We start from the raw sequence: 22,981 nt of genomic DNA, 5'->3' as shown, positions 1-22,981 counted from the left end.
TGCGGCAGGCCGAGCTGCCGTTTTTCGAAGTGGGTAGGCAGTCAGTTAAGCGTATTCGAAGCGGCCAAGTGCCTTTTGATTAAGTCAGACCCGGGCGAAACGCCCGGGTTTTGCTTGGAAAAAGCAGGCAGGAAAAGCAGGCAGGAGGGGTTGATTTCAGCGCCGTTACGGCCTTGCCAAAACTGACCTTAGCACCTAGTTTCCGCCCCGTCCGGCCCCCCTTTGCGGGCGCCGTCGAAGGATGCAGTTGTAGCTCAGTTGGTTAGAGCGCCTGTCTGTGGAACAGGAGGTCGGTGGTTCGAGCCCACCCAACTGTACCAACCAGATCAATGGCTTGGTTGGAAATCCGGGTAACAGGCTTCCCATAGAATCGTGATTGGGAAGCGTATGGGAAACAACGCGGGGGCGTGCGAGCGACAATCCGATGTGCCGCGCAGCTAACCGCGGCCATCGCGAGATCTCAAACCCTCATGGGCCTTTCTCCGTGCGCTCTGGTTTGGGCAGTTGACCGTCTCGGGGCTTGAGCGACCACTCAGAAGCATCGAAGCTGATGGACGTCAACACGGGGGTACGGTGGGGGATTTGGCAGAGCTGTTTGGTGCCATTATCGGCACGTTCCTAATCTCGCGCCTATTCTGGGTTGTGACGCGATCCTGGCCGAACTCGGTTGGAAACGCATAGTCGAGCGGGATGATGATCAGCGCGCAAAAAACATTTAGCGTCAACGCCGATCCGGACGGACGCCAGCCTTGCGCGGGAGATTGTCCAGTACAGGCTAGCTCAGTTCGTCGTGCTGCTGACCGATCTTGCGTTGATTAATCGGCGCACATCACCAGATGCGGCAGCTCGCAAGGTGTAAGACGCCGACGCACGGCAACGGGTCGATCAATTTGCTTGAACCGGCGCCTCAGCGGCCTTTGTCGGCGCCGGCCGTTTCCTTCGTTCATCCAACTTCTGCAGCACCACGAAAAACGACGGGACGAACACCACGGCCAGGAGCGTCGACGCGATCATGCCGCTGAACACGCTGATGCCCAGCGATTTGCGCGCGTTTGCTCCCGCCCCCGTTGCGAGGACGAGCGGCGTCACGCCGAGAATGAAGGCGAAAGACGTCATCAGAATCGGCCGGAAGCGGGAGCGCGAGGCTTCCACGGCGGCTTCGAGAATAGACTTTCCGTCTTTGACCCGCCCTTCGCGCGCCATCTCGACAATCAAAATGCCGTTCTTGGCCGAGAGCGCGATCAGCAGCATCAGGCCGATCTGGGTATAGAGATTGTTGGCGAGCCCGAGACTGGTCAACGCGATGACTGGGCCGAGCAGTGCCAGCGGGACGGCGGAGAGCACCGCGAACGGCAAGATCCAGCTTTCATACTGCCCGGCGAGCACGAGATAGACGAGAAGGATCGACAGGGCGAAAATATAGAGGAGCTGATTGCCGACGAGCTTCTCCTGGTAGGACATGCCCGACCATTCATACGAAACGTCATTCGGCAGGGCCGTCTTGGCGATCTGCGCCATCGCGTCCATCGTCTGGCCGGCGCTGGATCCGGGCGCGGTCGCTCCCACGACCGTCGCGGCGGGATAGAGATTGTAGAGCGTGATCAGCGGCGGGGCCACCTGACGGCCGAGGAAGGCGACCGAGCTGATCGGCACCATTTCCTGATCGCGATTGCGCACATAGAGATTGAGAATGTCCGTAGGATTCAGCCGATACTGCGAATCGGCCTGTGCGTAGACTTGGTATGATTGCCCGAATTTGTTGAATTGGTTGATGTAGGTGGAGCCGAGGTAGGTGCTAAGCGTCTTAAAGACATCGCCGACCGAGACCTTCAGCGTTTGCGCGCGGGCGCGATCGACAGTGACGGCGACTTGCGGCGCCGCCAGTTGGAACGTGGTAAGAGGACGTAGCACCGTCGGATTGGCGGCTGCGGATTTGAGGACTTGGCGCGTCAGCTCGTCGAGCTTCGTGTAGTCGAAGCTGCCGCCAAGCATCTCGACTTCCATTTGGAAGCCGCCCGCCTGGCCGATGCCTTGGATCGGCGGCGGCACTAGCACAAATCCTTTTCCGTCGGGAAGATTGTTCAGCTTGCCTTGAATGCTTTCGAGGATTGATCGCAGATCCTGATTCTTGGCCTTTAAGCGGTCGGCAAACGAATCGAAAATGACATATTCGACGCCGGCACTGGAGAGCGACGCGCTATTGTCGAGAACGGATTGCCCCGATATCGCGATTACATTCTTGACTCCGGGGGTCGCCTTGGCGATCTCGGCCGCCCGCTCCAGCGCGGCAGTGGTCCGCCCGAGCGAAGCGCCTTCCGGCAATTGGACGGCGATGATCGCATAGCCCTGATCGTCAGTGGGTATGAAGGCCGTCGGCAATCGTGCAATGCCCCAGAGAGCGACGCCAGCCAGGGCGATCGCAATGAGGACCATTAGCCCGGAGCGGCGCACCATCTGGCCGATCAGGGCCGCATAGGCGTTTTCTATCCTCTGATAGACAGCATTGAAGCCGCGATAGAAGAAATTGCGTTGGTCGAGCGGCGTCGCTTCGCGCAGCCAGAGGGCGCATTGCGTCGGCTTCAGGGTCACCGCGTTGATCGCGCTGATGAGCGCCGTGACCGCGATGACGAGCGCGAACTGGGCGAACATCTTGCCTGTCAGGCCCGGCATGAAGGCGGCCGGCAGAAACACGGACATCAACACGAGGGTGATGCCTACGACCGGTCCGAACAATTCGTCCATCGCCCGGATCGCCGCGTCATGCCCCGACATGCCACGCTCGATATATTTCGACACGCCTTCGACGATCACGATCGCGTCGTCGACCACGATGCCGATCGCCAGCACAATGCCGAAGAGGGTCGATAAATTGACGCTAAAGCCTAGCGCGGCCATGCCGGCGAAAGCGCCGATGATGGTGACGGGAACTGTCGTGGCCGGCACCAGCGTCGCCCGGAAGTTCTGCAAGAAGACCAGGATCACGATGAGAACCAGCACGCCCGCTTGCCACAAGGTCCTATAGACCTCGGCGATCGACTCCTGGACGAAGATGGTTGTGTCGAAGGGAATGCCGTATCTCAAGCCTTGCGGGAAGCGCTTTCCAAGCTCCTCCATCTTCGCTTTCACTTCTTTCGCGACCGCCAGCGAGTTGGCCTCAGGGGTCTGAAAGATCGCCACCCCGGCGCCGGGCCGCCCGTTCAGCTTGAAATCCTGCGAATAGGTTTGCGCGCCAAGATCGATCCGCGCGATATCCTTCACCCTGACGAGTTCTCCGCCGTTAGCGGTCTGATCCTTGACGATGATATCAGCGAATTCCGAAGGGTCGCTGAAGCGCGACAGAATATCGACCGTATATTGGGACGCTTGATCTTTCGGCGCGGGCGGCATGCCGACTTGGCCGGCCGTGACCTCCTGGCTCTGCTGGCGCACGGCTTCGATGACATCGCTCGGCTCAAGGCCCAAGGAATAGAGTTGTTGTGGGTTGAGCCAGATCCGCATTGCGTAATTGCTGGCGCCGAAGACGGCGACATTGCCGACGCCGGGCAGGCGCGCGAGCTCGTCGACCAAGTTGATCGCCGCGTAATTGCTCATGTACAGGCTGTCATACCGCCCGTCCGGCGAGTCGAGCGTCACGATCTGCAGGATCGCGGTGTTCTTTTTCTGGATCGTGACGCCTTGAGATTGAACGGGTAGCGGTAGTGACGCCAGCGCGCTTTGAACGCGGTTTTGCACCAGCACCTGGTCGGTGTTCGGATCGGTGCCGATATTGAAAGTGACCGTCAAGTTATAGGTACCATCCGCGGCGCTGGTCGACTGCATGTAAAGCATCTGGTCGACGCCGTTGACCTGAGTCTCGATCGGCAGGGCGACCGTGTTGATCACCGTCTGCGGGCTCGCGCCGGGATAGCGGGTGGTGACCTGCACGGTTGGCGGCACGACGTTCGGATATTGGGACACCGGCAGGGTGTAGAGCGCAACCCCGCCGATCAGCACGATGAACACCGCCACCACATTGGCTAGGACCGGATGCTCGATGAAGAATTTCGATATCATTCGTCGAGTCCTACTGAGCGTCGGCGCTCGTCAGCTTGGGGATCACTTTCATGCCTGGCGAGACTCGCCAGAGATCCCCGGTGACAACAAGTTCGTCGGGTTCGAGGCCGGAGCTGATCACCCGCAAACCACCGACCGGCCGTTGCGCCGCCTGGACATAACGCTGTTCAACGACATCGTCCTTATTGACGATCATCAGGTAGAGGCCGCTTTGATCTTCGCTGATAGTCCGTGCGGGCACGAGGAGCGCGCCGTGAGCTACATGTCCCTTCGGTAGCCGCACCCGCACAAATAGCCCGGGCAGGAGGTTCCGGTCAGGGTTTCTCAAAATGCCGCGCACCTCGATCGTCCCGGTGGTGGGGTCGAACTGCGGCGCGACGTATTCGATATGGCCGTGATAGGGATAGTCGGTCCCGTTCTGTAACCCGACATCGACGGGGACCTTGAGGAGGTCGGCGGGCGTGAGCCGGCGCTGGTTGATGTTGGCGCGGATTCCCAGGGCCTGCTGCTCGCTCAAAGTCGCGTTCACATAGATCGGATCGAGCTGGGTGATCTCGGCCAGCGCCGCCGGCTGACCGCCGCCGCCGCCGACGACATTGTGGGGATCGACGAGGTGCTTGCCCATCACGCCGGCAAACGGCGCCCTGACTTCGGTATAATCCAGATTTAACTGCGCGACTTCGATCTGCCCTTGGGCGCTAAGGATGCCGGCCTCTGCCGCCGCCTTCTGGTAGACCCATTGATCCACTTCAGTCGCCGACGCCGCGTTTCTATGAAAAAGCTCGGTGTAACGGACGAGCTCGGTTTGCGCATGGACCAAAGCCGCCTGCTGCGTCATGAGCTGAGCCTTGGCCTGCTGCAGCTGCGCCTTGTACTGGTCCTGCTGTATGGTGAAGAGGAGGTCGTCCTCCTTCACCGAGGCGCCGTCCGCGAAATGGATCTTTTCAAGATAGCCTTCGACGCGCGCGATCAATTTGACGATATTTGTCGAGGCCGCAGTGCCGGTGATTTCGACATAATCGGTCACGGTTTCGACCTTCGGCTGCACCACGGGAATTTCCGGCGTCGCGCCGGCTGCTTTCTGCGAAGGCGCGGCAGGCGCCGCGGTCTGAGCCGGGCTTGCGGGGGCAGCCGGGGCTTGAGGCGCACCGCCGGCAGGCGATTGTTTCGCGGGAGGCGGCGCGCTCTTGTGGCCCCGAAGCTTGTTCCACAGTTGATCGAGTTCTCCCTCCACTCGATTGACGGATCCTTGCGCGCTGGCGCTGCCGCAAGCAGCGCTGCTCATCGCCGCCATCAACGCCACGACGGCGAACCTTCGCCCTGCCCCTGAGGCAAGGAGCGTCGTTCGGATGCGTTCGGCGGTCCTCATCGCGGCAGCCATTGCGGCGAAGCAAGCTTTTCCGAGCAGGACGCGCGGGAGATGCACCGAACCGCCTCCTTCCCCATGGACCGCGCGCCCGGCGTCTTGCATTTCAATCGATCTCGACGGCATCGCGGAACGCCCTCTCAAAGACCCTCGAACTCTACCATGCCGGAGGCCGGACTGTCGGCCCTCGATCCTCGGGCCCCGGCAGTCCCGGCGTCGGCGCGGCCAGCGCCGGCGGCGCCGGCGGCGGCGTTCCGGCGGGCGGCAGCACGTCGCCCCAGTTAGTGCGGGCGCGCATCTCGGCGTTGGTCGCCGGGGGCACGAAGCCATTGCCCTCGCGGATCTGCCAGCCGCCGCCCAGCGCCTCGTAGACCGCGGTCACGCCGAGCGGCCCATTGCCCTCGGCGATAGCGAGATCGTTCTCGGCGGTGAGGAGGTTTTGCTCCGCAATCAGCACGGAGGTGTAATCGCGCGTGCCTTGCTGATATTGGAGGAGCGAGAGCTTGAGCGCGCCATCGGCCGCCCTGACGCTGTAACGAAGCTGTCCGACCGCAATCTTCGACTGCAGATAAGTGGCGATTCCGTTCTCGACGTTCTGCTGGGCCGTGAGGACTGAATTTTGATAGTTCACGAGATATTGCTGCAAGGTTGCGTCCTGCAGCCGCACGTTGTTGGTGATCTGCCCATAATTGAGGATGTTCCACTGTAACGAGGGTCCGAAGGAATAGGTGAGCCCTGGCGGAGTGAAGACCTGGCCTAGGTTGTGACCGTTGAGTGTGGCGGCGGACCCTCCGATGACGCCTGTCAGGCTGATTGCGGGGTAAAGATCCGCTTGTGCGACGCCGATTTGGGCGCTTTGCGCCGCGGCCTTCAATTCCGCCGCTCGCACGCTGGGGCTCCGCCGCAACAGATCGGCCGGTATGCCGATAAAGATCTTGGCCGGCGCGACGGGTATTCTGCCCGTCTCGCGTCCTATGAGCGAGCCGAGCGGCACCGGCGGCACGCCGAGCAGGACCCGGAGCGCATTTTCGCCCTGCCGCAATTGGGTCGTGAGTCGAGGAATGGAAGCCTCCGTCTGGCCGAGCACGTTCTCGGCCTGATAGACGTCAACCTCGGTGGTGGCGCCGCCGTTGAACCGGTCGCGCGCGATCTGAAGAGCTTCTTTCTGCCGCACGATATTCTTTCGCGCGATCGCGATCTGTTTTTCGAGCGTGCGAATGCCGATGTAAGTGCTGGCGACATTGCCGAGAAGAGTGACGAGCACGTCGTCATAGGTCGCGATCGAGGCGAGATAGCCGGCGTCGGCGGATTCGACTCCGCGCCGGAACTTTCCCCAAAAATCGAGCTGCCACGACGCTGACGCGCCAAGCGCCGAACGCCAGTAGTTGCTGAGGTCGGCCTGAGGAGAGGCCGCGGCGTCGGCGTGGCTCGGCCTGTTGTAGTTGGTCAGGCCCACGCCCTGTTGTTGCTGTGGGTAGAACTCGCCGACCTCAATGCCGAGTTGGGCGCGCGCCTGCAGGACCTGGGTTCCTGCGCTGAGCAGTGTGAGGTTCTGATTGTAGGCGATGTCGATAAGACGATTGAGAACCGGATCGTGGAATACCCGCCACCAGTCGCGGTAATCCTCCTTGGTTGTGCTGATAGAACCGTTACGCCACTCGAGATATTTCGCGGCGACCGGCGGTGCTGGGGTAAAGAAATCCGGGCCGACGGCGCAGCCCGCGACTCCGGGAATGAGCGCCAAAGCCAGCGCGCCGCGCAGACGCACATTCATGAGGCGTGAGGCCGGCCCTTCGGCGGTCGGAAACAAGTCGGCCGCGGCGGCCATCCTTCGCCATCGGTTGGTCGTCAGGCGCGTGAACGCGGACAATTTGACCATGGCCCAAAGCCCAACGGCTAGTCTTTAACCTTTATTAACCCTGTTTCGGGCAGCCAACTATGATGGATTTGCCACTATTGCCTGAATTCGTCCCTGGTGCTGAACACGGGCGTTGCTGGGGTGCGGGCAGCGCAAGCGCGCTGCCTGATTTGTAGAGAAGGGCGGCCATGCGATTGAGAATCTCGAGTCGCGCGCAAAACCACCGACCTCGTCTTTGCGCCTCGCTTGTCTTAGCCGGACCGCGCTGCGAGTAGACGCGCGCAAAATCCTGGCCGCCGCTGGTCACAATATAGGTCTTGAAGCCGTTGTCCCGCAGGCACTGCAGGACATCCAGCATCGGCGGATAGGTTAAATCGGTATAGAGACGCTTCCAGCGCGGATTCTTGGCTGTCTCCCGCCAGTTCTTGACGTCGGCTTCGAATTCCTCAACCGGCATGCCAGTCAGGGGGCGGCGAGAATTGTCTCTAGGTCGTGCATCGACAGCTTGGCCATCGCGTCCCGGTCGCCGAACAGCACGGTCTTGAACGGTTCGATCCTTTTGAGTTCGGGCTTCTGCGTCGCCAGCGTCGAAACGCGGTCCAGGCAATACGTCACCTGCGTATTGATGGGATGTTCGACCCAGAGCGTGCCGGGGCTCGCCTGTGGGTGAATGGTTGCGACGCGGATAGCCGCCGGTTTTCGCGGGGACCTTCGTGGGTATGCGCCCCGCTTGGACGCCGTCCCTGTGGCGGTGGAGGGTTCCATCGTACATAATGCCCCTGCGGACGGGGATCGCGCGTGCCATGGCCGATGCGCACCAAGGCAGGGTCGGACGCAGGTTGGCGGCGATAGTGGCCGCTGACGTGGCAGGCTATTCGCGGCTCATGGGGCTCGACGAGGTAGGCACCGCCCGCACTCTCCGCGAACACCGCAAGGTTACTGACGCGCTCGTGGCGAAACACGGAGGTCGCCTGGTGAAGACCACGGGAGACGGCGTGCTGCTTGAGTTTCCCTCGGTGGTCGATGCGGTCGAATGCGCGTTGGCGGTGCAGGCCGGGATGGCCGAGAGGAACGAAGGGCTGTCGCAGGACCGCCGCATGCTTTTTCGGATTGGGATCAACCTCGGCGACATCTTGATCGAGGGCGAGGACATCCTTGGCGATGGTGTGAATATCGCCGCAAGGCTCGAGGGCATCGCTGATCCTGGCGGCATCTGCATCTCGTCTTCCGCTTACGATCAGGTTCGTGGCAAGGTCGCGGTCGAGTTCACAGATCTGGGCGAGCAGACACTCAAGAATATTGCCAATCCGATACGTGTCTATGCGGTCGGTGTGAGCGCAAACGCTGATGGTGCCGTCCCGCTGTCAACTTCCATCCCGCGTCTTTCCATTGTGGTGCTGCCATTCGCGAACATCGGGGGCGATCCCGAGCAAGAGTATTTCGTGGATGGAGTGACCGAGAGCCTGACTACAGACCTATCGCGCATCAGCAGCGCATTTGTGATTGCGCGCAACACGGCGTTCACGTTCAAAGGCAAAGCTATCGACGTTAAGAAGTTGGGACGCGAGCTGAATGTCCGTTATGTGCTTGAGGGCTCGGTCCAACGTGGCGGCAACCGCCTTCGCGTTAACGTGCAATTGATCGACGTCGAAACAGGCAGTCACCTTTGGGCAGAGCGTTTTGACAAGCCCATTGGCGACCTCTTTGACATGCAGGATGAAATTGTATCCCGGCTGGCCAATACTCTGAATGCGGAACTCATCAAAGCGGAAGCGCGACGTGCGGAGCGGTCAGCTCGGCCAGACGCTATGGATTTATACTTCCAAGGCAGGGCTTTTCTGAACAAAGGAACGACGCCTGCGTTCACGGCACGAGCCAGGGACTTTTTCGTACGTGCCCTGGCGCTTGACCCCGACAATATTGAAGCAGCCATTGCCGCCGCTCAGGTCGATTTTTCGGTGGGTTCCTCGTTCATGGCCGATGACGGGCGAGCGCATTTTAGGGCTGCGGAGAACGCGCTGAACAGCGTGTTATTGCGTGCGCCCAATCATCCCAGAGGCCGAATGCTGCTCGGTGCAGTTCACATTCAGACGAACCGTGTTGCTAGAGGTGTTGCCGAGTGTCAGCAGGCGTTGGCGCTGGATCGGAATTTGGCTGAGGCGCATGGGTTCATTGGGCTGGGCAAGTATGAATTGGGGCGCGGGGAGGAGGTCGAGGGGCACATTCAGGAAGCGCTACGACTGTCTCCACGCGATACGCGTGCCTTTCTTTGGTTCATGTTTGTCGGGATGGGCAAGTTCACAACCAACGCAGACCTTGAGGCAGTTGACTGGTTTCGCCGGAGCGTCGAGGCTAATCCAAATCAGGCGCTTTCTCATTTTCACTTCGCTGCCGCTCTGGCGGCGGTGGGAGATCTGAGCGAGGCGCGATCCAGCGTTGAGACTGGACTTGCGCTTGATCACAGCTTCACTATCCGTCGATACCGCGTTAACGCCAAAGCCGATAACGCCACTTATCTCGCCAGACGCGAGCGCTTTTGTGAAGGTATGCGCATCGCCGGGGTGCCAGAGGGGTGACGTGCGCTTCTTCATGCACCGGTCAGGTTGACGTGGGTTGCCCCTCAGCCCAGATTAGTGGCCATAGGTGCTATTGGTGCACACATGTCAGACCCTATGGCAGTCAGCCGACGCCTCGTCGCGGTCTTCGCAGCGGATGTGGAGGGCTACAGCCGCCTCATGGGTGCCGACGAGGTCGGCACACTCAAAAGTCTGACGGAACGCCGCGCGGTCCTCGACAGGATCATTGGGGAACACAGGGGCCGCATAGCGAACACGGCGGGCGACAGTGTCCTCGCCGAATTTGGGAGTGCAGTTGACGCCGTGCAGTGCGCGGTCGAGGCGCAGACTGCCTTGGCCGAAGTGAACTCCACTCTTGCGCCTGATCGCTGCATTAGCTTCCGCATTGGGATTCACATCGGCGACGTAATGGTGCGCGGTGGGGACCTGTTCGGCGACGGTGTGAACATTGCAGCGCGGCTGCAAACATTGGCCAAGCCTGGAGGGGTCTGTATCTCCGGTGCGACGTACGATCAGGTCCGCAAGGTCTTGCCGATTACCTTTGCAGACCTTGGTGCTCAACGGGTGAAGAACATTCAAGAGCCAATCAGGGCCTACCAAGTGGACGCAACAAGTCAAACGCAAGAGGCTGCTTCTGAGCCTTTAGCCGAGACTGAGAGCGCCCCTCCGTTGCCCGACAGGCCCTCCATCGCGGTGCTGCCGTTCGAGAACATGTCCGGTGATCCCGAGCAGGAGTATTTTGCGGATGGGATGGTCGAGGAGATCATCACCGCGCTCTCGCGGTTCAAATCGTTGTTCGTGATCGCTCGGAACTCTTCGTTCAGTTACAAGGGTAAAGCGATTGACGTAAAACGCGTGGGTCGCGAACTGGGTGTTCGATATGTGCTGGAAGGCAGCGTGCGCAAGGCCGGAAGTAGATTGCGAATTGCGGCTCAGTTGATCGACGCTGCGAGCGGAGCCCACATATGGGCAGATCGCTTTGACGGTGCGCTGGAGGATGTTTTTAAGTTCCAGGATGAGGTCACGGAGAAGGTAGTCGGGGCCATTGCGCCACGGGTGGAACGGGCCGAGATAGTACGCGCTTGGCGTAGGCCCCCCAGCAACACCGATGCCTACGATTGCTACCTGAGAGGCCTGAGGTGTCTTTCCCCCATGACAGTGGACGGCTTGGAGCAAGCGTTGGGTCTGTTCACGAAGGCGAGTGCTCTCGATCCCGACTACGCATCCGCCTACGGGATGGCGATGCACTGTCATGCCCATCGCTTTGACTTACTTCTGGCAGAGGCAGACGACATTGCGCACAGGAGAAGCGAAATATCACGACTTTGGCAGATTGTTGCACGGGTAGGCCAGGATGACGGCGTCGCTTTGGGCGAGGCGGCGTGGGCGGTGGCCTATCTGCTCCGCGACCTCTCGTCAGCCAGGAAACTCATTGACCGGGCCCTGGAACTGAACCCCAATCTTGCCAGTGCGTGGGCAATTAATGGCTGGATCAACATCTGGCAGGGACATCCCGACTTGGCGATCGAACATCTTGGTCGTGCCGAACGGCTCGACCCCGGATCGCTGAGACTTACGAGCTTTGCGGCGATGGCGCACGCCCGCTTTTTCATGGGCGAATATGAGTGGGCGCTAGGTCTGGCAGAAGGGATGCTCCGGCACAGTCCGGACGCACATGTCTGCTTGCGCATCGGAGCCGCCAGTGCTGCGTTTGCCGGCCACATCGACACGGCACATGGATTAGCCGCCCGCTTGCAAGTTATTGATCCAGCGTTCGGCGTTTCCCGCCTTAGGGAGTATCTAGGGCCCTATCAGAGGTCCGCGTTCGTGGAGAAGTACGCGGAAGGCCTGCGCCTCGCGGGGTTGCCCGAATGAACCCGGTGTGCCCCCCTCGTTCCCTGTGGCGAACACGCGGACCGGCGAACCCCGGCGGCGGCTTGAGCCCTTTAAGCCGGAATACTGAGCTCGGGATGGGCCGCCCAAGTAGAACCGTAGGTCGGACAAAAGGAGGACCCGGATTAAACGGGCGGCAGGCGGGGCGCTCGCCCGGTTCAGCTCGTTGTCCTAAATTCCATTTCATTTTATGACACGGAGGTAAATCTTGCGCGCCCCGTTCGCCGAGCGCAAACTTGCCACGGCAAGCGCGCTCACGAGAACAGAGGATGCGACCATGCGACGGGTCAAGCAAGCTTCGAGGAAGAAACGCACAACCAAGGCCGCCGCCGTGACGGTCGTGGGTGCGGCCGGACTGGGTCTTTCGCTGTTCGGGAGCGCATCGGGATCCACGATGCCCACTGCTGATATCCCGCAATCCGACAATACCTCGCCCAATCAGCGCTTCGTTCTTGGCGAAGAGGAAATGCAAGACGTCAGTCTCGCTACCTTCCATCTCTTCGATAGGGAAAACGTTGGCAGCGCCATTCAGCTGGCCCGCGGCGGATGCGGTGGTTGCGGTGGTGGTGGCGGTTGCGGCCATGGCGGTGGCGGCGGCTGTGGTGGCTGCGGCCATGGTGGTGGCGGGTTTGGAGGCTGCGGCCACGCCGGGTTTGGAGGTTGCGGCGGCCGCGTTGGGATTGGAGGTTGTGGCGGCCGCGTCGGGTTTGGAGGTTGCGGCCGCGGCGGGTTCGTCGTTGGATGCCGAGGTTGCGGCGGGTTCCGAGGTTGCCGCGGGTTTCGAGGTTGCGGGTGCGGCGGCTGCGGGTTCGTTGGCTTCGGGTTCGATGACCTCTGGTCCGATGATTGGGGTTGGGGGGCTGGGGGGGCCTGCTGCGCATCCTGGGGAGCGTGCCGCTTGTGCTAAGTCTGACTACTTAATGTCTGCTTTCGCATCGCTCTTTTAGGACGAGCGGACTCTGATGCTGCTGACTAGAGCATTTCCGGTTCTGATTGAATCAGAACCGGAGCTCTAGATTCTTGTTTTGACGCGTTTTCTTCACGCGAACCGGCCCCACTTCGCTCGAAAACACTCTAATGGCTCGCCTATGTGACCCATTCGTCCCCGGTTGGTCTCCGACGACGCGCGCAGGAGTTGTAAGTTCGGCGGACGACCGGGGTGCCAACTGCTCCGGTGTGGTGCGCTTATGCCCAGCCGTTTCCGCCCGGAGTTTGCCCCCATCCACAATGGGTGCGGAGACGATCAGCGTTTCTTGCGGCGAGCGCCATGACAATGAGGGAAACGCCTCCGAACAGCATGTCGATGCCAACGAGAAGTCCGATGGCCCAGAGCGCTGATCCGGGCAGTCCGGCGATGATGACGCCCGCGAGCATCAAGTCTACAATTCCAGATGCGAGCAACCAGCGCCACCGCTCCGACAGTTCGCGGCGATGCTCCAGGGCGTACATGATCGTCAAAACGCCATCCGCGAGGAAATAGGCTCCCACGACAATGGTAAGCGTAAGCGTGCCTTGGATCGGCCGTGCGAGCAGAGCGATGCCTGCACCTATCGCAAGTAATGCCGACAGTAACGACCACCAGAAGCCGGGCATCTGTCGTGCCCAGAACGTGAGTGCCAATCCAACCACGCCACTTATCAGAAACAACGAGCCGAGAAAGATTGTGATGGCAACGCTGGCGAACGCAGGAACCATGATGGCTCCAAGTCCCAATACCACGAGGAGAATGCCTTCAATCAGAAAGGCTTTCCAGTGCAGTTGGACCGCAGCTCTTATTCTATCCTGAAGGCCAGCGACATCTTGAGAAGTCATCATGACTGAGCCTCCACGCAACGAATGTCTCCGTCGGGGCCGCGAAGTGCAGTTGTAGTTGTTGGGTATGGACGGGTAAATCGGCCCGATCGATCAACCCGGAAGCTTGAGTGCGCCGGAGATTTCAGCAAGCGTCGCCTTTTCGGCATCGCTTACCGGAACACCGCCGATACCAAGAAATCCGCCCTCGGTCGACGCCTCGGCGACGCTCTGGCTGATCTGACGCAACCAGTTCTTGAAGGCAGCCGCATCGCCCGGGGCCTTCGCACTTAGAATGCCGTCAACCTTTCCAAGGATTTCAATACAGGCAGTTTTTACCTCAGCGGCTTTCTTGCCGGTCAACTGTTCCTGCAAACCATCGCGTGATGTGGTCCGTCCCTCGCTCGTCGCGAAATCATCCACAATGGCCTTGATGAGCGGATTGGAACCGGTGTCCATCTTGGCTTTCGCAAGCATTTTCCCACTAGCGAAGCTCTCCTGGAGTAGGCCCCAAATGCCATGTGGCTCCGCCGCCGTTACGGCAAGGCCTGCCGCCATCACGCTTTCCAAAAGCGTCTTCCATTCGTCGGAAGTAAAGGTTGATTTGTCAGCCATGAGCCTTCTCCTTGCTTGCTTGGACGAACTTTCGTCAGCAGGTCGCAGAAATCGCTTCAGGGGCAGAGGCCAATTTCCCACCATTCGGGGTGTGGCTCTTTTCAAAATACCACAGGCTTGGCGCAATCGCTATTGGCGCGGTCACTTCAACTCCGGCGCTCCGCAACGCGCACGGCAGTTGTAAGCTCGGCCGACGTCCGCGCGCTTTACTGGCGATTTTTGAAATCGGGATGGGCCGCACGCGTAGAACCGTAGGTCTTACAAAGGCGGCCCCAAATCAGACACGCCGCAACCACAGCGCTATGGCACGAGACATCCGAGGCGGGCCGCGTTTGCTCCTATGCTCGCCGAGGATGTTCGCGACAGACTTGCGCGTACCACTGCCCTCCGCGCGCTGTAGCAATGCCCCTTGCGTTCAACGCTTCCGCAATTTCCCTTAAAGCATGAGTACAAAAGATGCATCGCGCTTCGCTTTGAGCCACCTTATCGGTTTGCGTTGGCGCGGATTGTGCCCGATCCAAATGCAGCATCCCGAAGGAGGGCGGCGATTTGCCATCAGCCAGCTTCCGTCCAATTGGGGGACCGCAACTCGCTTTTGATCGTTGGAACGTTAGGGGGCAGGCTCTCCCGGCCTTGGAATGAAGACGTTAGCCTGCGTGTGCTTGTTTGCGGTTCGTTCCACATAGCCCTTGGTCCATTCTCTCTCGACGTGCTCGCTCGTCATCTCTTCGCCAGAGCGCAGAACAGATATGTCTTGAGAGAGGCAAACATCGGGTCGATACCAAGGTGCTCATGGAGTTGCATCAGTACAAAACACCACCGCAAACAACGCTCGTCTAGGCAAAAAACGTTAATTTTATCAACGCTTAAGCGGGCATCGGTGGTGCCCACCCAACCGTACCAGCTCTTTCCTGTCCGACCGGTATTCCGACATGTTCTGAACCGGCTTCGTTTTCGGGGCCGGTTGTGCTTCCGGTTCGCGAAGGTCTTTGCGTCTCCTTGTTCGCCGCTCGACGCGGGCACGAGAATTCCGGTCTTCGCCATCTGCTCTGCGCCCGTTGTCGCGATCGCGATCATCTTGCTTGCCGCTTGATGGTGGCGGCCTTGATCTCAAGAAGTCGATTCGAGCCGGCGTCCGACCTTCGCGCCTGCATTCATCAATCGGCGTCTTGCGTTGCGGAAAGCAAGGCGCGTCGCTGGTCCAGGTGTCGGTGCAAGCACCGATTGTTGTAGCCAAGCCACGACCGCAACCCGATCTCCGGCTTTCCGCCGGGGAACCTGCACGCGACGCTTGCGAAGCAGTCGCGGTTCACCGCACACTTTACGCGGGTTCTTGGGAGGGGATTCGATGTCCATGATGTTGCATGCGAGGCTCAGGCTCGCGCTGCTGCTCGCTACCGGATTTGCTGCCACATTGATGTCTGGCGAAAGTCGCGCCTACACCGCCGAACAGCAGCAGGCCTGCATGCCTGATGCGTTCCGGCTGTGCAGCTCGGAAATTCCGGACATCGACCGCATCAAGTCCTGCATGGTTCGCAACAGGTCGCAACTGTCGCCGCAATGCCGCGCCTTCTTCCGTGCCGGCCCCGAGCGCGACGAGGCGAGCGAAGCTGCCGGCCTCAGCAGGCCCGCGGCGGCCGAGAAGGTCAGATTGCACCGGATCAGGAAGCCGAGGCCGGACGCGACCTGACAACACCAAGGCCCGCGGACAGCCTTAAAACCAGAACGATCCGGATCGTGGCCTCGCGGCTGAACGCGAGGCCAATGCTGTGATGGACTCTTTTTGTTCGCGGTCGGTTGCGGCCTGCCGCACTCACCGCGCTGCTCAAGGCGCGCACGCAAAAGTTGTATCGAACCTACGCATTGCGTGCCGCAACTGGGGCAGGTTCAGTCGGATAGCGATCGCGATCTGCAAGTGTGATGTTGCTGTGTGACGTCGAGGCTGATTCGCACTGTGATGCACTCTGTGATGTTTCAGCGTGATGTTTCAGCTTTATTTCTCAGTGTGAGATTTGCGTGATCGCCACTGTGACTCAAAAGCCAGCGAATGCATCAATCGGTGAACTTCGTCATAACCTTTGCCACATTTTTCTTTCCCGAATCACTGCGCTGATTCATTTTTGCTTCCTGGGGTCAATCTGGAGGCCAAGGTATGAACGTTATTGTTTTCGCATCGCGTAAAGGCGGCTCGGGGAAAAGCACCCTGGCTGCACATCTCGCCGCGCAGATCAAGGCGACGAAGCCCTGCCTGCTTGTCGATGCAGATCCGCAGGGTTCATTGACGCTGTGGCACAAGCTGCGCGGCACCAACGAACCGCCGATAAAGGCGGCCGTCAACTCGGTGAGCGGTATCGTTGCCGCGGCCCGGCGCGACGGCGTCGAATGGGTGCTGATCGACACGCCGCCGAATCTTTCGGCTGTCGTCGATGACGCCATCAAGAACGCGACCATCGTCATCATCCCGGCGCGTCCCGGCGTGTTCGACGTCAATGCGGTGCAGGAAACGATTCAGATGTGCCGCGCCGCGCGCAAGCCCTATGCCGTGGTGCTCAACGGTGCGCCGGCCCGTCGAGACGATGCCGAGAGCCCGATCGTTGCGATCGCGCGCGAGGCGCTCGCCAAATTCCGCGCACCGGTGTGGGGCGGCCAGATCACCAACCGCGCCGACCTGTTGATGGCGCTAGGCCATGGTGAAGGTGCGCGTGAATATTATGCCGAAGGGCGTGCGGCGGCGGAGATTGCAAGGCTCTGGGCCGCGATCGAGCGCTCGGTGAAGGCCATCCGCGGCTCTGCATCCGCCAGCGGCGCAATGCATAAGCAGGCAGCGTGATTTCGCTGCCTGTCCTTGGCCGGACCGACTGATAACGCGCGGTGCCCGCGCGTTTTATTTGAACTTTTTTCTTATGACGCGTTTCTTTGAGAAGCGTTTCTTCGAAAGGCATTTTGAGAAGAGACGACACCGGGGTGGGGTGAGCTTTTTGGCGGAGAGTTCACCTCACCCCGTCCGCTTTCCAGAGCATGATCCGGATCACCACGATCTGGCGAAGATGTGCTCTCATGGCTCCCACACGCTTTAACGATTGCGCCCGCAATCGGAGTGCGCCTCACGCCACCATCAGCATGTAGAAGACGATCACCGGCGACAGGCAGATAATCACCGACCAGATGCCAAGCGCCCAGAGAATATCCGCTGTCGTGAAGCCGCGGTTGGCAACAGTCTGAGTCGTGAAGCCGTGGTTAGTACAGGCTTGACGCGCAATTCCTTGGACCGGAACGCCTTGCGGTGCGCCGAGCCGATTGTCCTGAGTATGCACAACGCCCCCGCGTTTTCTTGTTGTGGGAGCGTCGTACCAGAGGGGCCTTAAGAACCCGTCGCGATTTTGCTTGCATTTAAGCGCGCAAGCTACCGCGGCTTAACCAAGCAGGCTCGCGTCAACTGCCGAACAGGTTGATCGCGATCACGGGAGCGAACCCGAGCGTGAAGGCCCAGAAGCCGAAGGTCGAGACGATCAACAGATCGCGAGCGGTCTCGATGCGCGCGGCTCTGGCTAGCGCGGAGCTGTGACTATTCATTGCTTCCCCCTCTGCTGTTTTTATTTTTGGCCGAGCATTGATACGCGCGACTCTTTAAAGAGCCGCGCGCAAGGGAAGGCGCATTGCGATCAATCCGCTCACTCCGCGTTAACCAGGCCTCGCGTGGTAGCCTCCGACATCGCCAGGGCGCGGCACGCAATCTCACGGTCCAGCGTTGCTGCGAGCGTGTCGCTGACCGCAACGATAGGCGAGCGGACCTCGGCGCTGTCGATCAGCTCGGTGCGCCACAGCCAATGCTTGGCGGGCGCGGGGCTCGGCTCGGCGAATAGGAGCCTGGTCAGCTCCGAGACGCGCTGCCAGGCGGCAAGCGCCGCGCCGCGATTGCCGGCGGCAAGTTCTCCGCGCACGGCGGCGAAGCCGGCCGTCTCCACATGCGCCGACAACAGGATGCCGCCATCGGCGCCGTCGACCAGCGCATCGTGATATTGCGCGTCCTCTCCGGTCAGCACGCGAAATCCGGCGGGCCGCTGCCGCAACAGCTCGATCGTTTGCGCGCGGTCGGTACAGCAATCCTTCAGGCCGACGATGTTCGGATGTTCAGCGAGCGAAAGCAGCGTCTCGTTGGTCAGCGCGACGGCGCTGCGGTAGGGGATGTTGTAGAGCACGACCGGCCACGAGGCGTGGTCGGCAAGCGCGGTGAAGTGCTGGTGCAACCCGCGTTGCGACGGCCGCAGATAATAGGGGCTCGAGATCAGATAGCCGTCGATCGGCCATGCCGCGGTCTCGTCGATCGCATCGCGCATCATCGCGGTCGAGGCGCCGGCAAGACCGAGGCAGATCGGCAACTGGCGCGGCGCATCGTCGAGCGCTGTCCGCACCAGATCCACGAGCCGCTCCAGTTCGGATGTGGACAGCAGCAGGCCCTCGCCCGAGGTCGCAGCGAGGATCAGCCCGTCGATCGGTGAGGCCGTGTAGTGTTGAACCAGGCGCCGCAGCGAGGTCTGGTCGATCTCACCGTTGCGCAACGGCGTGACCAGCGGCAGCCAGAGGCCTTGCAGGCGGGTTCGAAGGTCGTTCATGGTCCATCTCCTTGAGGTTGAATGCCGGAGACGGAGCAATAAAAAACCCCGCGCTCGCGGCGGGGTGTCGGATCGGTCAGGCGTGATGGTCTAACGCGTGCGTCGATCTGAGCTCCCCGGATGGGGCGCTTTTTTCGACTGCATATTCCTGCACGAATTCGTGACCATGCGTAAATGATGAAGCTCGCTCACACTGCTGTCAACGGCTGCCAGATGCGCACCCAACGCTTTTGCATCGAAAAAGAAAAAAAGCCGGGCTCAATAGAGCCCGGCTTGAGGTATTGGCCACGTGAGGCCGACACAATCACCTTCCAAGAGGGATTACTGAGCTCCCGCGCCACTGGAGGAGGGGGACAAATGCGCAACGCGAATGCTCAGCGTAAGAACATTATGATCCGCGCTCGCACCATGCGGCAACCGGGGAAGCCGCATGTCAGACATGCGGAAATCAGGACGGCCAGCGCTGTGCCTTGCTCACCACGAAATCGCGGAACACCTGCACGCGCGCCACGGTCTTCAACTCTTCGGGATACACAAAGTAAGTGTCGAGCTGGATTGAATCCGACTCGCCGAAAAGTTGCACCAGGCGGTTGTTGTCCTCGACCAGGTAATCCGGCAGTGCGGCAATGCCGAGTCCCTGCTGGCAGGCGCGCACCAATCCCAAGATGTTGTTGACCTTGAAATAGGCCTCGCGCGGACCGCTGCCATTGCGCCCGGCCTCGACCAGCCAGTTGCGGTTCTGCAAGTGCGGCGCGACCTGTCCGTCGGACAGCGTGATGATGCGATGGGAATCGAGGTCATCCAGCGTCCGCGGCGTTCCGAAGCGCTTGACATATTCGGGCGAGCAATAGGCGTGGAAGCCGATCGAGAACAGCTTGCGCTGGATCAGGTCCGGCTGGGTCGGCTTGCGGGTGCGGATCGCCACATCCGCCTCGCGCATGGAGAGGTCGAGCTCCTCGTCGGTGACGATGAGCTGGATGCGGATTTCGGGATAGAGCGCGGTGAACTCCCCAAGCCGCGGGATCAGCCAGTTGATGCCGACGCCAGGCGTGGTGGTGATCTTGAGGTCGCCGCTCGGCCGCTCGCGGCTGTCGGTGAGCTTGGCGCGCGCCGCCTGTAGCTGCATGAAGACGTCATGCGCGGTGCGGAACAGAAGGTCGCCCTGCTCGGTTAGTATCAGCCCGCGGGCGTGACGATGGAACAGCGAGACCGACAGCTCTTGCTCCAGCGCGCTGACTTGGCGCGAAACAGCCGACTGCGACAGTCCGAGCTGCTCGCCGGCATGCGTAAAGCTCCCTGCTTCCGCCGCCGCGTGAAACACCTTCAGCTTGTCCCAATCCATATCGGTAAATCCGTCGCGTGATCTGGCCATGTTGATTTCATTCCGCTGCCGCGCGCTCACTGGCACGCAAGGCGAGAAAGCGTTCGGCCTCGAGCGCGGCCATGCAGCCGAGCCCGGCGGCGGTGACCGCCTGCCGATAGGTTTCGTCGGCGACATCGCCGGCCGCAAACAGGCCGGGTACGGAGGTCGCCGTCGAATTCGGCGCGACCTCGACATAGCCGGAGGGTTTCAGCTTGATCTGGCCCTGCACGAGCTCTGTCGCCGGCGCATGGCCGATCGCAATGAACACGCCATGGGCGGCAAGCTCGGACTTCGCACCGGTCTTCACGTTTTTGAGCCGGACATGGGTGACCTTGGCGGGATTTTCGTCGCCGCAGATCTCGTCGATGACGCTGTCCCAGACGACCTTGATCTTGGGATGCTTGAACAGCCGCTCCTGCAGGATGCGCTCGGCGCGGAAGTGATCGCGGCGATGCGCGATGGTCACCGTCGAGGCGAAATTGGTCAGGAACAGGGCTTCCTCGACCGCGGTGTTGCCGCCGCCGACCACCACGACATCCTTGTTGCGATAGAAAAAGCCGTCGCAGGTCGCACAGGCCGAAACGCCAAAGCCCTTGAACGTCTCCTCGGAGGGAATGCCGAGCCAGCGTGCCTGCGCACCGGTCGCGAGCACCACAGTGTCGGCGAGATAGACGTCGCCGCTGTCGCAGGTCAGGCGGAACGGGCGGCGCGCGGTCTCGAGCTTGGTGACGAGATCAGTGACGATCTTGGTGCCGACATGGCGCGCCTGCTTCTCCATCTGCTCCATCAGCCAGGGTCCCTGGATGACGTCGGCGAAGCCCGGATAGTTCTCTACGTCGGTGGTGATGGTGAGCTGCCCGCCCGGCTGAATGCCCTGGATCAGCACCGGTTCCAGCATGGCGCGCGCGGCGTAGATCGCCGCGGTGTAGCCGGCCGGACCGGAGCCGATGATGACGACCTTGGCATGAATAGGCGCGGACATGGGCTCGGCGTCCCTTGAGTGACTGGACTGGGGCTGGTCAGCGCTGGCGCGGGGAAAGCCCGGAAAGGCATCGCGGCGGCACCGAAAGTGTCAAATCCAAGTCTAAGACATGTGGCTAGCTATGCAAGAACTGCAATCCAAGTCGGCGAATTTTCCATTCACGACAAAGCGATTGCGCACCGCACGCGCAATAAAATTGCGCAATGGGCCCGGACTGCGCTACAGAGTGCTGCCGCAACCTGCGTCGGCGCCAGCAAAGTTCCAGGAACGATAATCCCGTGTCGAAGAATCTAGACGAGATCGACCTCAAGATCCTGAGGGAGATCCAGGCCGATGGGCGAATCACCAATGTCGAACTCGCCAAGCGCGTCGGGATTTCGCCGCCGCCCTGCCTGCGCCGGGTCCGGACGCTGGAGGAGGAGGGCTACATCCAAGGCTATCGCGGGCTCCTGGACCCCCGCAAGCTCGGCTTCGACGTGACGGTGTTTGCCTCCGTGCACCTGTCGAGCCAGGCGGACGCCGATCTGAAGGCCTTCGAGGAGTTCGTGCGGGCCGAGCCCCTGGTGCGCGAATGCTGGATGCTCTCAGGTGAGGTCGACTTCATCCTCAAATGCGTCGCGCCCGACATGGCCACGTTCCAGGAGTTCGTCACGCACCTGACCGCCGCGCCGCATGTCCGCAATGTCAGGACCTCGCTGGTCCTGCACAATTCGAAATACGACGCGGCGGTGCCGCTGGAGGTCAAGGTGCGGGGCTGACGGCGAGCATCAGCCCCTCGTTATCTCGCACAGTTATTTCTTGCCCATCGCGGCATCAATGCTGACCGGTCCGCCGCCTGAGGTCGCCAGATAGAGGCAGGTGAAGCAGAGCGCGATCGCGAGGCTTCCGCCATTGATCACTGGGAAGAAGCTTTTTGGGAAGTGCTCGATGAAATAGGCGAACGCCATTTCGCCGGACAGGATGAAGGCCACCGGACGGGTAAAGAAGCCCAGGATCAGAAGGGCACCGAAAACCAGCTCGATGCAGCCGGCAACGCCGAACAGCGACGTGATCTCGACTTTTGCAAACGGCGAGCCCGGCGGAAACTTGAGAATCTTGGCCACTCCGAACTGGAACAGCACCAAACCCGTGATGAATCGCAGCAGACTGAGCGCGATCGGCTGCCATTTCGAGAACATCTGGTCCATTTCTTGTCATCCCCCTTTTTTAACTATCCTGTAAGCACGATCGCGATCAGCGGTCGCTGGGCGGCCAAGCGCCCATCACAAAAAAGCGCGCCGCTTGGCTGTTACGGATCACATGCCGGTGAACAGCAATGCAACAAAAAGCCGCGTGAAACACGCGGCTTTTTGTAAGGAAAAATGAACGGTGGAGGCTGCCGTCAGCGCCACTCGACCTTGGTGATCTCATAGGCCTTGGCGCCGCCGGGCGTGTTCACCTCGACGGAGGCGCCCTTCTTCTTGCCGATCAAGGCGCGGGCGAGCGGCGAGGTGATGGAGATGCGGCCCTTCTTGGCATCGGCCTCGACCTCGCCGACGAGCTGCCAGACCTGTTTCTTCTCGGTGTCCTCGTCGACCAGCGTCACGGTCGCGCCGAACTTGATGACGTCGCCGGAAAGCTTCGAGATGTCGATCACATCGGCACGCGCGAGCTTGTCCTCGAGTTCGGCGATTCGGCCCTCGTTGTGCGACTGCTCCTCCTTGGCGGCGTGATATTCCGCGTTTTCCGAGAGGTCGCCATGCGAACGCGCCTCGGCGATATGCTCGATGATGCGCGGACGGTTCACGGTCTGGCGCTGCTTCAACTCGTCCTCCAGCGCCGCATAACCGAGCGAGGTCATTGGAACCTTTTCCATCGTCTTCTCTGTCCTT

19 protein-coding genes and 1 tRNA gene are annotated in these 22,981 nt (G+C 60.8%); 6 read left to right on the top strand and 14 right to left on the bottom strand.

Translation table 11 applies throughout. From position 1 onward, the window contains the following. Positions 1-243 precede the first annotated feature (243 nt). A tRNA-His gene (locus A3AI_RS0129195) sits at positions 244-320 on the top strand. Between the two features lie 565 nt (positions 321-885). Here the strand turns inward: A3AI_RS0129195 and A3AI_RS0129190 are convergent. The 5 genes from A3AI_RS0129190 to A3AI_RS48875 all read right to left on the bottom strand — a co-directional run bounded on the left by A3AI_RS0129190 (position 886) and on the right by A3AI_RS48875 (position 8,042). Beyond that, complete coding sequence (locus tag A3AI_RS0129190; protein WP_024518970.1) at positions 886-4,053, bottom strand: efflux RND transporter permease subunit; 3,168 nt, start codon at positions 4,051-4,053, stop codon at positions 886-888. A 10-nt stretch (positions 4,054-4,063) separates the two neighbouring features. Further along, on the bottom strand, positions 4,064-5,347 hold the full coding sequence (locus A3AI_RS43635; RefSeq protein ID WP_245286978.1) for an efflux RND transporter periplasmic adaptor subunit: 1,284 nt from the start codon (positions 5,345-5,347) through the stop codon (positions 4,064-4,066). 229 nt (positions 5,348-5,576) lie between these two features. Beyond that, positions 5,577-7,298 carry an efflux transporter outer membrane subunit gene (locus A3AI_RS0129180; protein WP_245286973.1) on the bottom strand — a complete coding sequence of 574 codons (1,722 nt, stop codon included), beginning with the start codon at positions 7,296-7,298 and terminating at the stop codon, positions 5,577-5,579. 34 nt (positions 7,299-7,332) lie between these two features. Then, a complete protein-coding gene (locus A3AI_RS48880) occupies positions 7,333-7,734 on the bottom strand; it encodes an HAD family hydrolase (RefSeq protein WP_024518967.1) in 402 nt (133 codons plus the stop codon). A 5-nt stretch (positions 7,735-7,739) separates the two neighbouring features. After that, positions 7,740-8,042, bottom strand: coding sequence for a hypothetical protein (locus A3AI_RS48875; RefSeq protein WP_024518966.1), 303 nt, complete (start codon positions 8,040-8,042; stop codon positions 7,740-7,742). 38 nt (positions 8,043-8,080) lie between these two features. On the opposite strand from A3AI_RS48875, the gene A3AI_RS0129165 reads away from it, so the two are divergent. Beyond that, positions 8,081-9,853: an adenylate/guanylate cyclase domain-containing protein gene (locus A3AI_RS0129165; protein WP_024518965.1), complete on the top strand. Its 1,773-nt coding sequence runs from the start codon at positions 8,081-8,083 to the stop codon at positions 9,851-9,853. A gap of 84 nt (positions 9,854-9,937) precedes the next feature. After that, a complete protein-coding gene (locus A3AI_RS0129160; RefSeq protein ID WP_024518964.1) occupies positions 9,938-11,728 on the top strand; it encodes an adenylate/guanylate cyclase domain-containing protein in 1,791 nt (596 codons plus the stop codon). 1,203 nt (positions 11,729-12,931) lie between these two features. On the opposite strand, the gene A3AI_RS0129145 is transcribed toward A3AI_RS0129160, so the two are convergent. Both A3AI_RS0129145 and A3AI_RS0129140 read right to left on the bottom strand, forming a co-directional pair. Beyond that, the gene (locus A3AI_RS0129145) at positions 12,932-13,561 is read right to left on the bottom strand and encodes an HdeD family acid-resistance protein (protein WP_024518961.1); all 630 of its coding nucleotides are present in this window, start codon (positions 13,559-13,561) and stop codon (positions 12,932-12,934) included. A gap of 90 nt (positions 13,562-13,651) precedes the next feature. After that, positions 13,652-14,152, bottom strand: coding sequence for a hypothetical protein (locus tag A3AI_RS0129140; RefSeq protein WP_024518960.1), 501 nt, complete (start codon positions 14,150-14,152; stop codon positions 13,652-13,654). A gap of 1,348 nt (positions 14,153-15,500) precedes the next feature. On the opposite strand from A3AI_RS0129140, the gene A3AI_RS0129125 reads away from it, so the two are divergent. Continuing rightward, positions 15,501-15,842: a hypothetical protein gene (locus tag A3AI_RS0129125; protein WP_024518958.1), complete on the top strand. Its 342-nt coding sequence runs from the start codon at positions 15,501-15,503 to the stop codon at positions 15,840-15,842. A gap of 462 nt (positions 15,843-16,304) precedes the next feature. Beyond that, positions 16,305-16,982: an AAA family ATPase gene (locus A3AI_RS0129120; protein WP_024518957.1), complete on the top strand. Its 678-nt coding sequence runs from the start codon at positions 16,305-16,307 to the stop codon at positions 16,980-16,982. 274 nt (positions 16,983-17,256) lie between these two features. On the opposite strand, the gene A3AI_RS0129115 is transcribed toward A3AI_RS0129120, so the two are convergent. From A3AI_RS0129115 to trxB, 5 genes are all read right to left on the bottom strand, one after another. Next, a complete protein-coding gene (locus tag A3AI_RS0129115; RefSeq protein ID WP_024518956.1) occupies positions 17,257-17,466 on the bottom strand; it encodes a hypothetical protein in 210 nt (69 codons plus the stop codon). 118 nt (positions 17,467-17,584) lie between these two features. After that, entirely contained in the window at positions 17,585-17,725 is a 141-nt protein-coding gene (locus A3AI_RS48050) for a hypothetical protein (RefSeq protein WP_156927992.1), read from the bottom strand. A gap of 98 nt (positions 17,726-17,823) precedes the next feature. Beyond that, positions 17,824-18,765 (bottom strand): 4-hydroxy-tetrahydrodipicolinate synthase family protein, encoded by a 942-nt coding sequence (locus A3AI_RS0129105; protein ID WP_024518955.1) that lies wholly within the window; start codon positions 18,763-18,765, stop codon positions 17,824-17,826. A gap of 448 nt (positions 18,766-19,213) precedes the next feature. Further along, positions 19,214-20,137, bottom strand: a complete 924-nt coding sequence (locus A3AI_RS0129100) for a LysR family transcriptional regulator (RefSeq protein ID WP_024518954.1) — start codon at positions 20,135-20,137, stop codon at positions 19,214-19,216. A 7-nt stretch (positions 20,138-20,144) separates the two neighbouring features. Further along, complete coding sequence (trxB, locus tag A3AI_RS0129095) at positions 20,145-21,110, bottom strand: thioredoxin-disulfide reductase (RefSeq protein WP_024518953.1); 966 nt, start codon at positions 21,108-21,110, stop codon at positions 20,145-20,147. Positions 21,111-21,388: 278 nt separating this feature from the next. Here trxB and A3AI_RS0129090 point away from each other — a divergent pair, with 278 nt between their 5' ends. Further along, the gene (locus A3AI_RS0129090) at positions 21,389-21,868 is read left to right on the top strand and encodes an Lrp/AsnC family transcriptional regulator (RefSeq protein WP_024518952.1); all 480 of its coding nucleotides are present in this window, start codon (positions 21,389-21,391) and stop codon (positions 21,866-21,868) included. 33 nt (positions 21,869-21,901) lie between these two features. On the opposite strand, the gene A3AI_RS0129085 is transcribed toward A3AI_RS0129090, so the two are convergent. Together A3AI_RS0129085 and greA are read right to left on the bottom strand one after the other, a co-directional pair. Next, a complete protein-coding gene (locus tag A3AI_RS0129085; protein WP_024518951.1) occupies positions 21,902-22,297 on the bottom strand; it encodes a DoxX family protein in 396 nt (131 codons plus the stop codon). A 194-nt stretch (positions 22,298-22,491) separates the two neighbouring features. Further along, positions 22,492-22,965, bottom strand: a complete 474-nt coding sequence (gene greA, locus A3AI_RS0129080; protein ID WP_024518950.1) for a transcription elongation factor GreA — start codon at positions 22,963-22,965, stop codon at positions 22,492-22,494. Positions 22,966-22,981 lie beyond the last annotated feature (16 nt).

It is taken from the genome of Bradyrhizobium sp. Tv2a-2, from assembly GCF_000472425.1.
GTDB lineage: Bacteria > Pseudomonadota > Alphaproteobacteria > Rhizobiales > Xanthobacteraceae > Bradyrhizobium.
The sequence above is the reverse complement of the archived record's forward strand: the minus strand, read 5'-3'. Positions and strand labels throughout refer to the sequence as shown.

Bases quoted from the DNA above. Each gene is read 5' to 3' on its own strand.
- A3AI_RS0129190 (WP_024518970.1), bottom strand. From the start codon at position 4,053: ATGATATCGAAATTCTTCATCGAGCATCCGGTCCTAGCCAATGTGGTG.
- A3AI_RS43635 (WP_245286978.1), bottom strand. From the start codon at position 5,347: ATGGCGGCGATGAGCAGCGCTGCTTGCGGCAGCGCCAGCGCGCAAGGA.
- A3AI_RS0129180 (WP_245286973.1), bottom strand. From the start codon at position 7,298: ATGGTCAAATTGTCCGCGTTCACGCGCCTGACGACCAACCGATGGCGA.
- A3AI_RS48880 (WP_024518967.1), bottom strand. From the start codon at position 7,734: ATGCCGGTTGAGGAATTCGAAGCCGACGTCAAGAACTGGCGGGAGACA.
- A3AI_RS48875 (WP_024518966.1), bottom strand. From the start codon at position 8,042: ATGGAACCCTCCACCGCCACAGGGACGGCGTCCAAGCGGGGCGCATAC.
- A3AI_RS0129165 (WP_024518965.1), top strand. From the start codon at position 8,081: ATGGCCGATGCGCACCAAGGCAGGGTCGGACGCAGGTTGGCGGCGATA.
- A3AI_RS0129160 (WP_024518964.1), top strand. From the start codon at position 9,938: ATGTCAGACCCTATGGCAGTCAGCCGACGCCTCGTCGCGGTCTTCGCA.
- A3AI_RS0129145 (WP_024518961.1), bottom strand. From the start codon at position 13,561: ATGATGACTTCTCAAGATGTCGCTGGCCTTCAGGATAGAATAAGAGCT.
- A3AI_RS0129140 (WP_024518960.1), bottom strand. From the start codon at position 14,152: ATGGCTGACAAATCAACCTTTACTTCCGACGAATGGAAGACGCTTTTG.
- A3AI_RS0129125 (WP_024518958.1), top strand. From the start codon at position 15,501: ATGTCCATGATGTTGCATGCGAGGCTCAGGCTCGCGCTGCTGCTCGCT.
- A3AI_RS0129120 (WP_024518957.1), top strand. From the start codon at position 16,305: ATGAACGTTATTGTTTTCGCATCGCGTAAAGGCGGCTCGGGGAAAAGC.
- A3AI_RS48050 (WP_156927992.1), bottom strand. From the start codon at position 17,725: ATGAATAGTCACAGCTCCGCGCTAGCCAGAGCCGCGCGCATCGAGACC.
- A3AI_RS0129105 (WP_024518955.1), bottom strand. From the start codon at position 18,765: ATGAACGACCTTCGAACCCGCCTGCAAGGCCTCTGGCTGCCGCTGGTC.
- A3AI_RS0129100 (WP_024518954.1), bottom strand. From the start codon at position 20,137: ATGGCCAGATCACGCGACGGATTTACCGATATGGATTGGGACAAGCTG.
- trxB (WP_024518953.1), bottom strand. From the start codon at position 21,110: ATGTCCGCGCCTATTCATGCCAAGGTCGTCATCATCGGCTCCGGTCCG.
- A3AI_RS0129085 (WP_024518951.1), bottom strand. From the start codon at position 22,297: ATGGACCAGATGTTCTCGAAATGGCAGCCGATCGCGCTCAGTCTGCTG.
- greA (WP_024518950.1), bottom strand. From the start codon at position 22,965: ATGGAAAAGGTTCCAATGACCTCGCTCGGTTATGCGGCGCTGGAGGAC.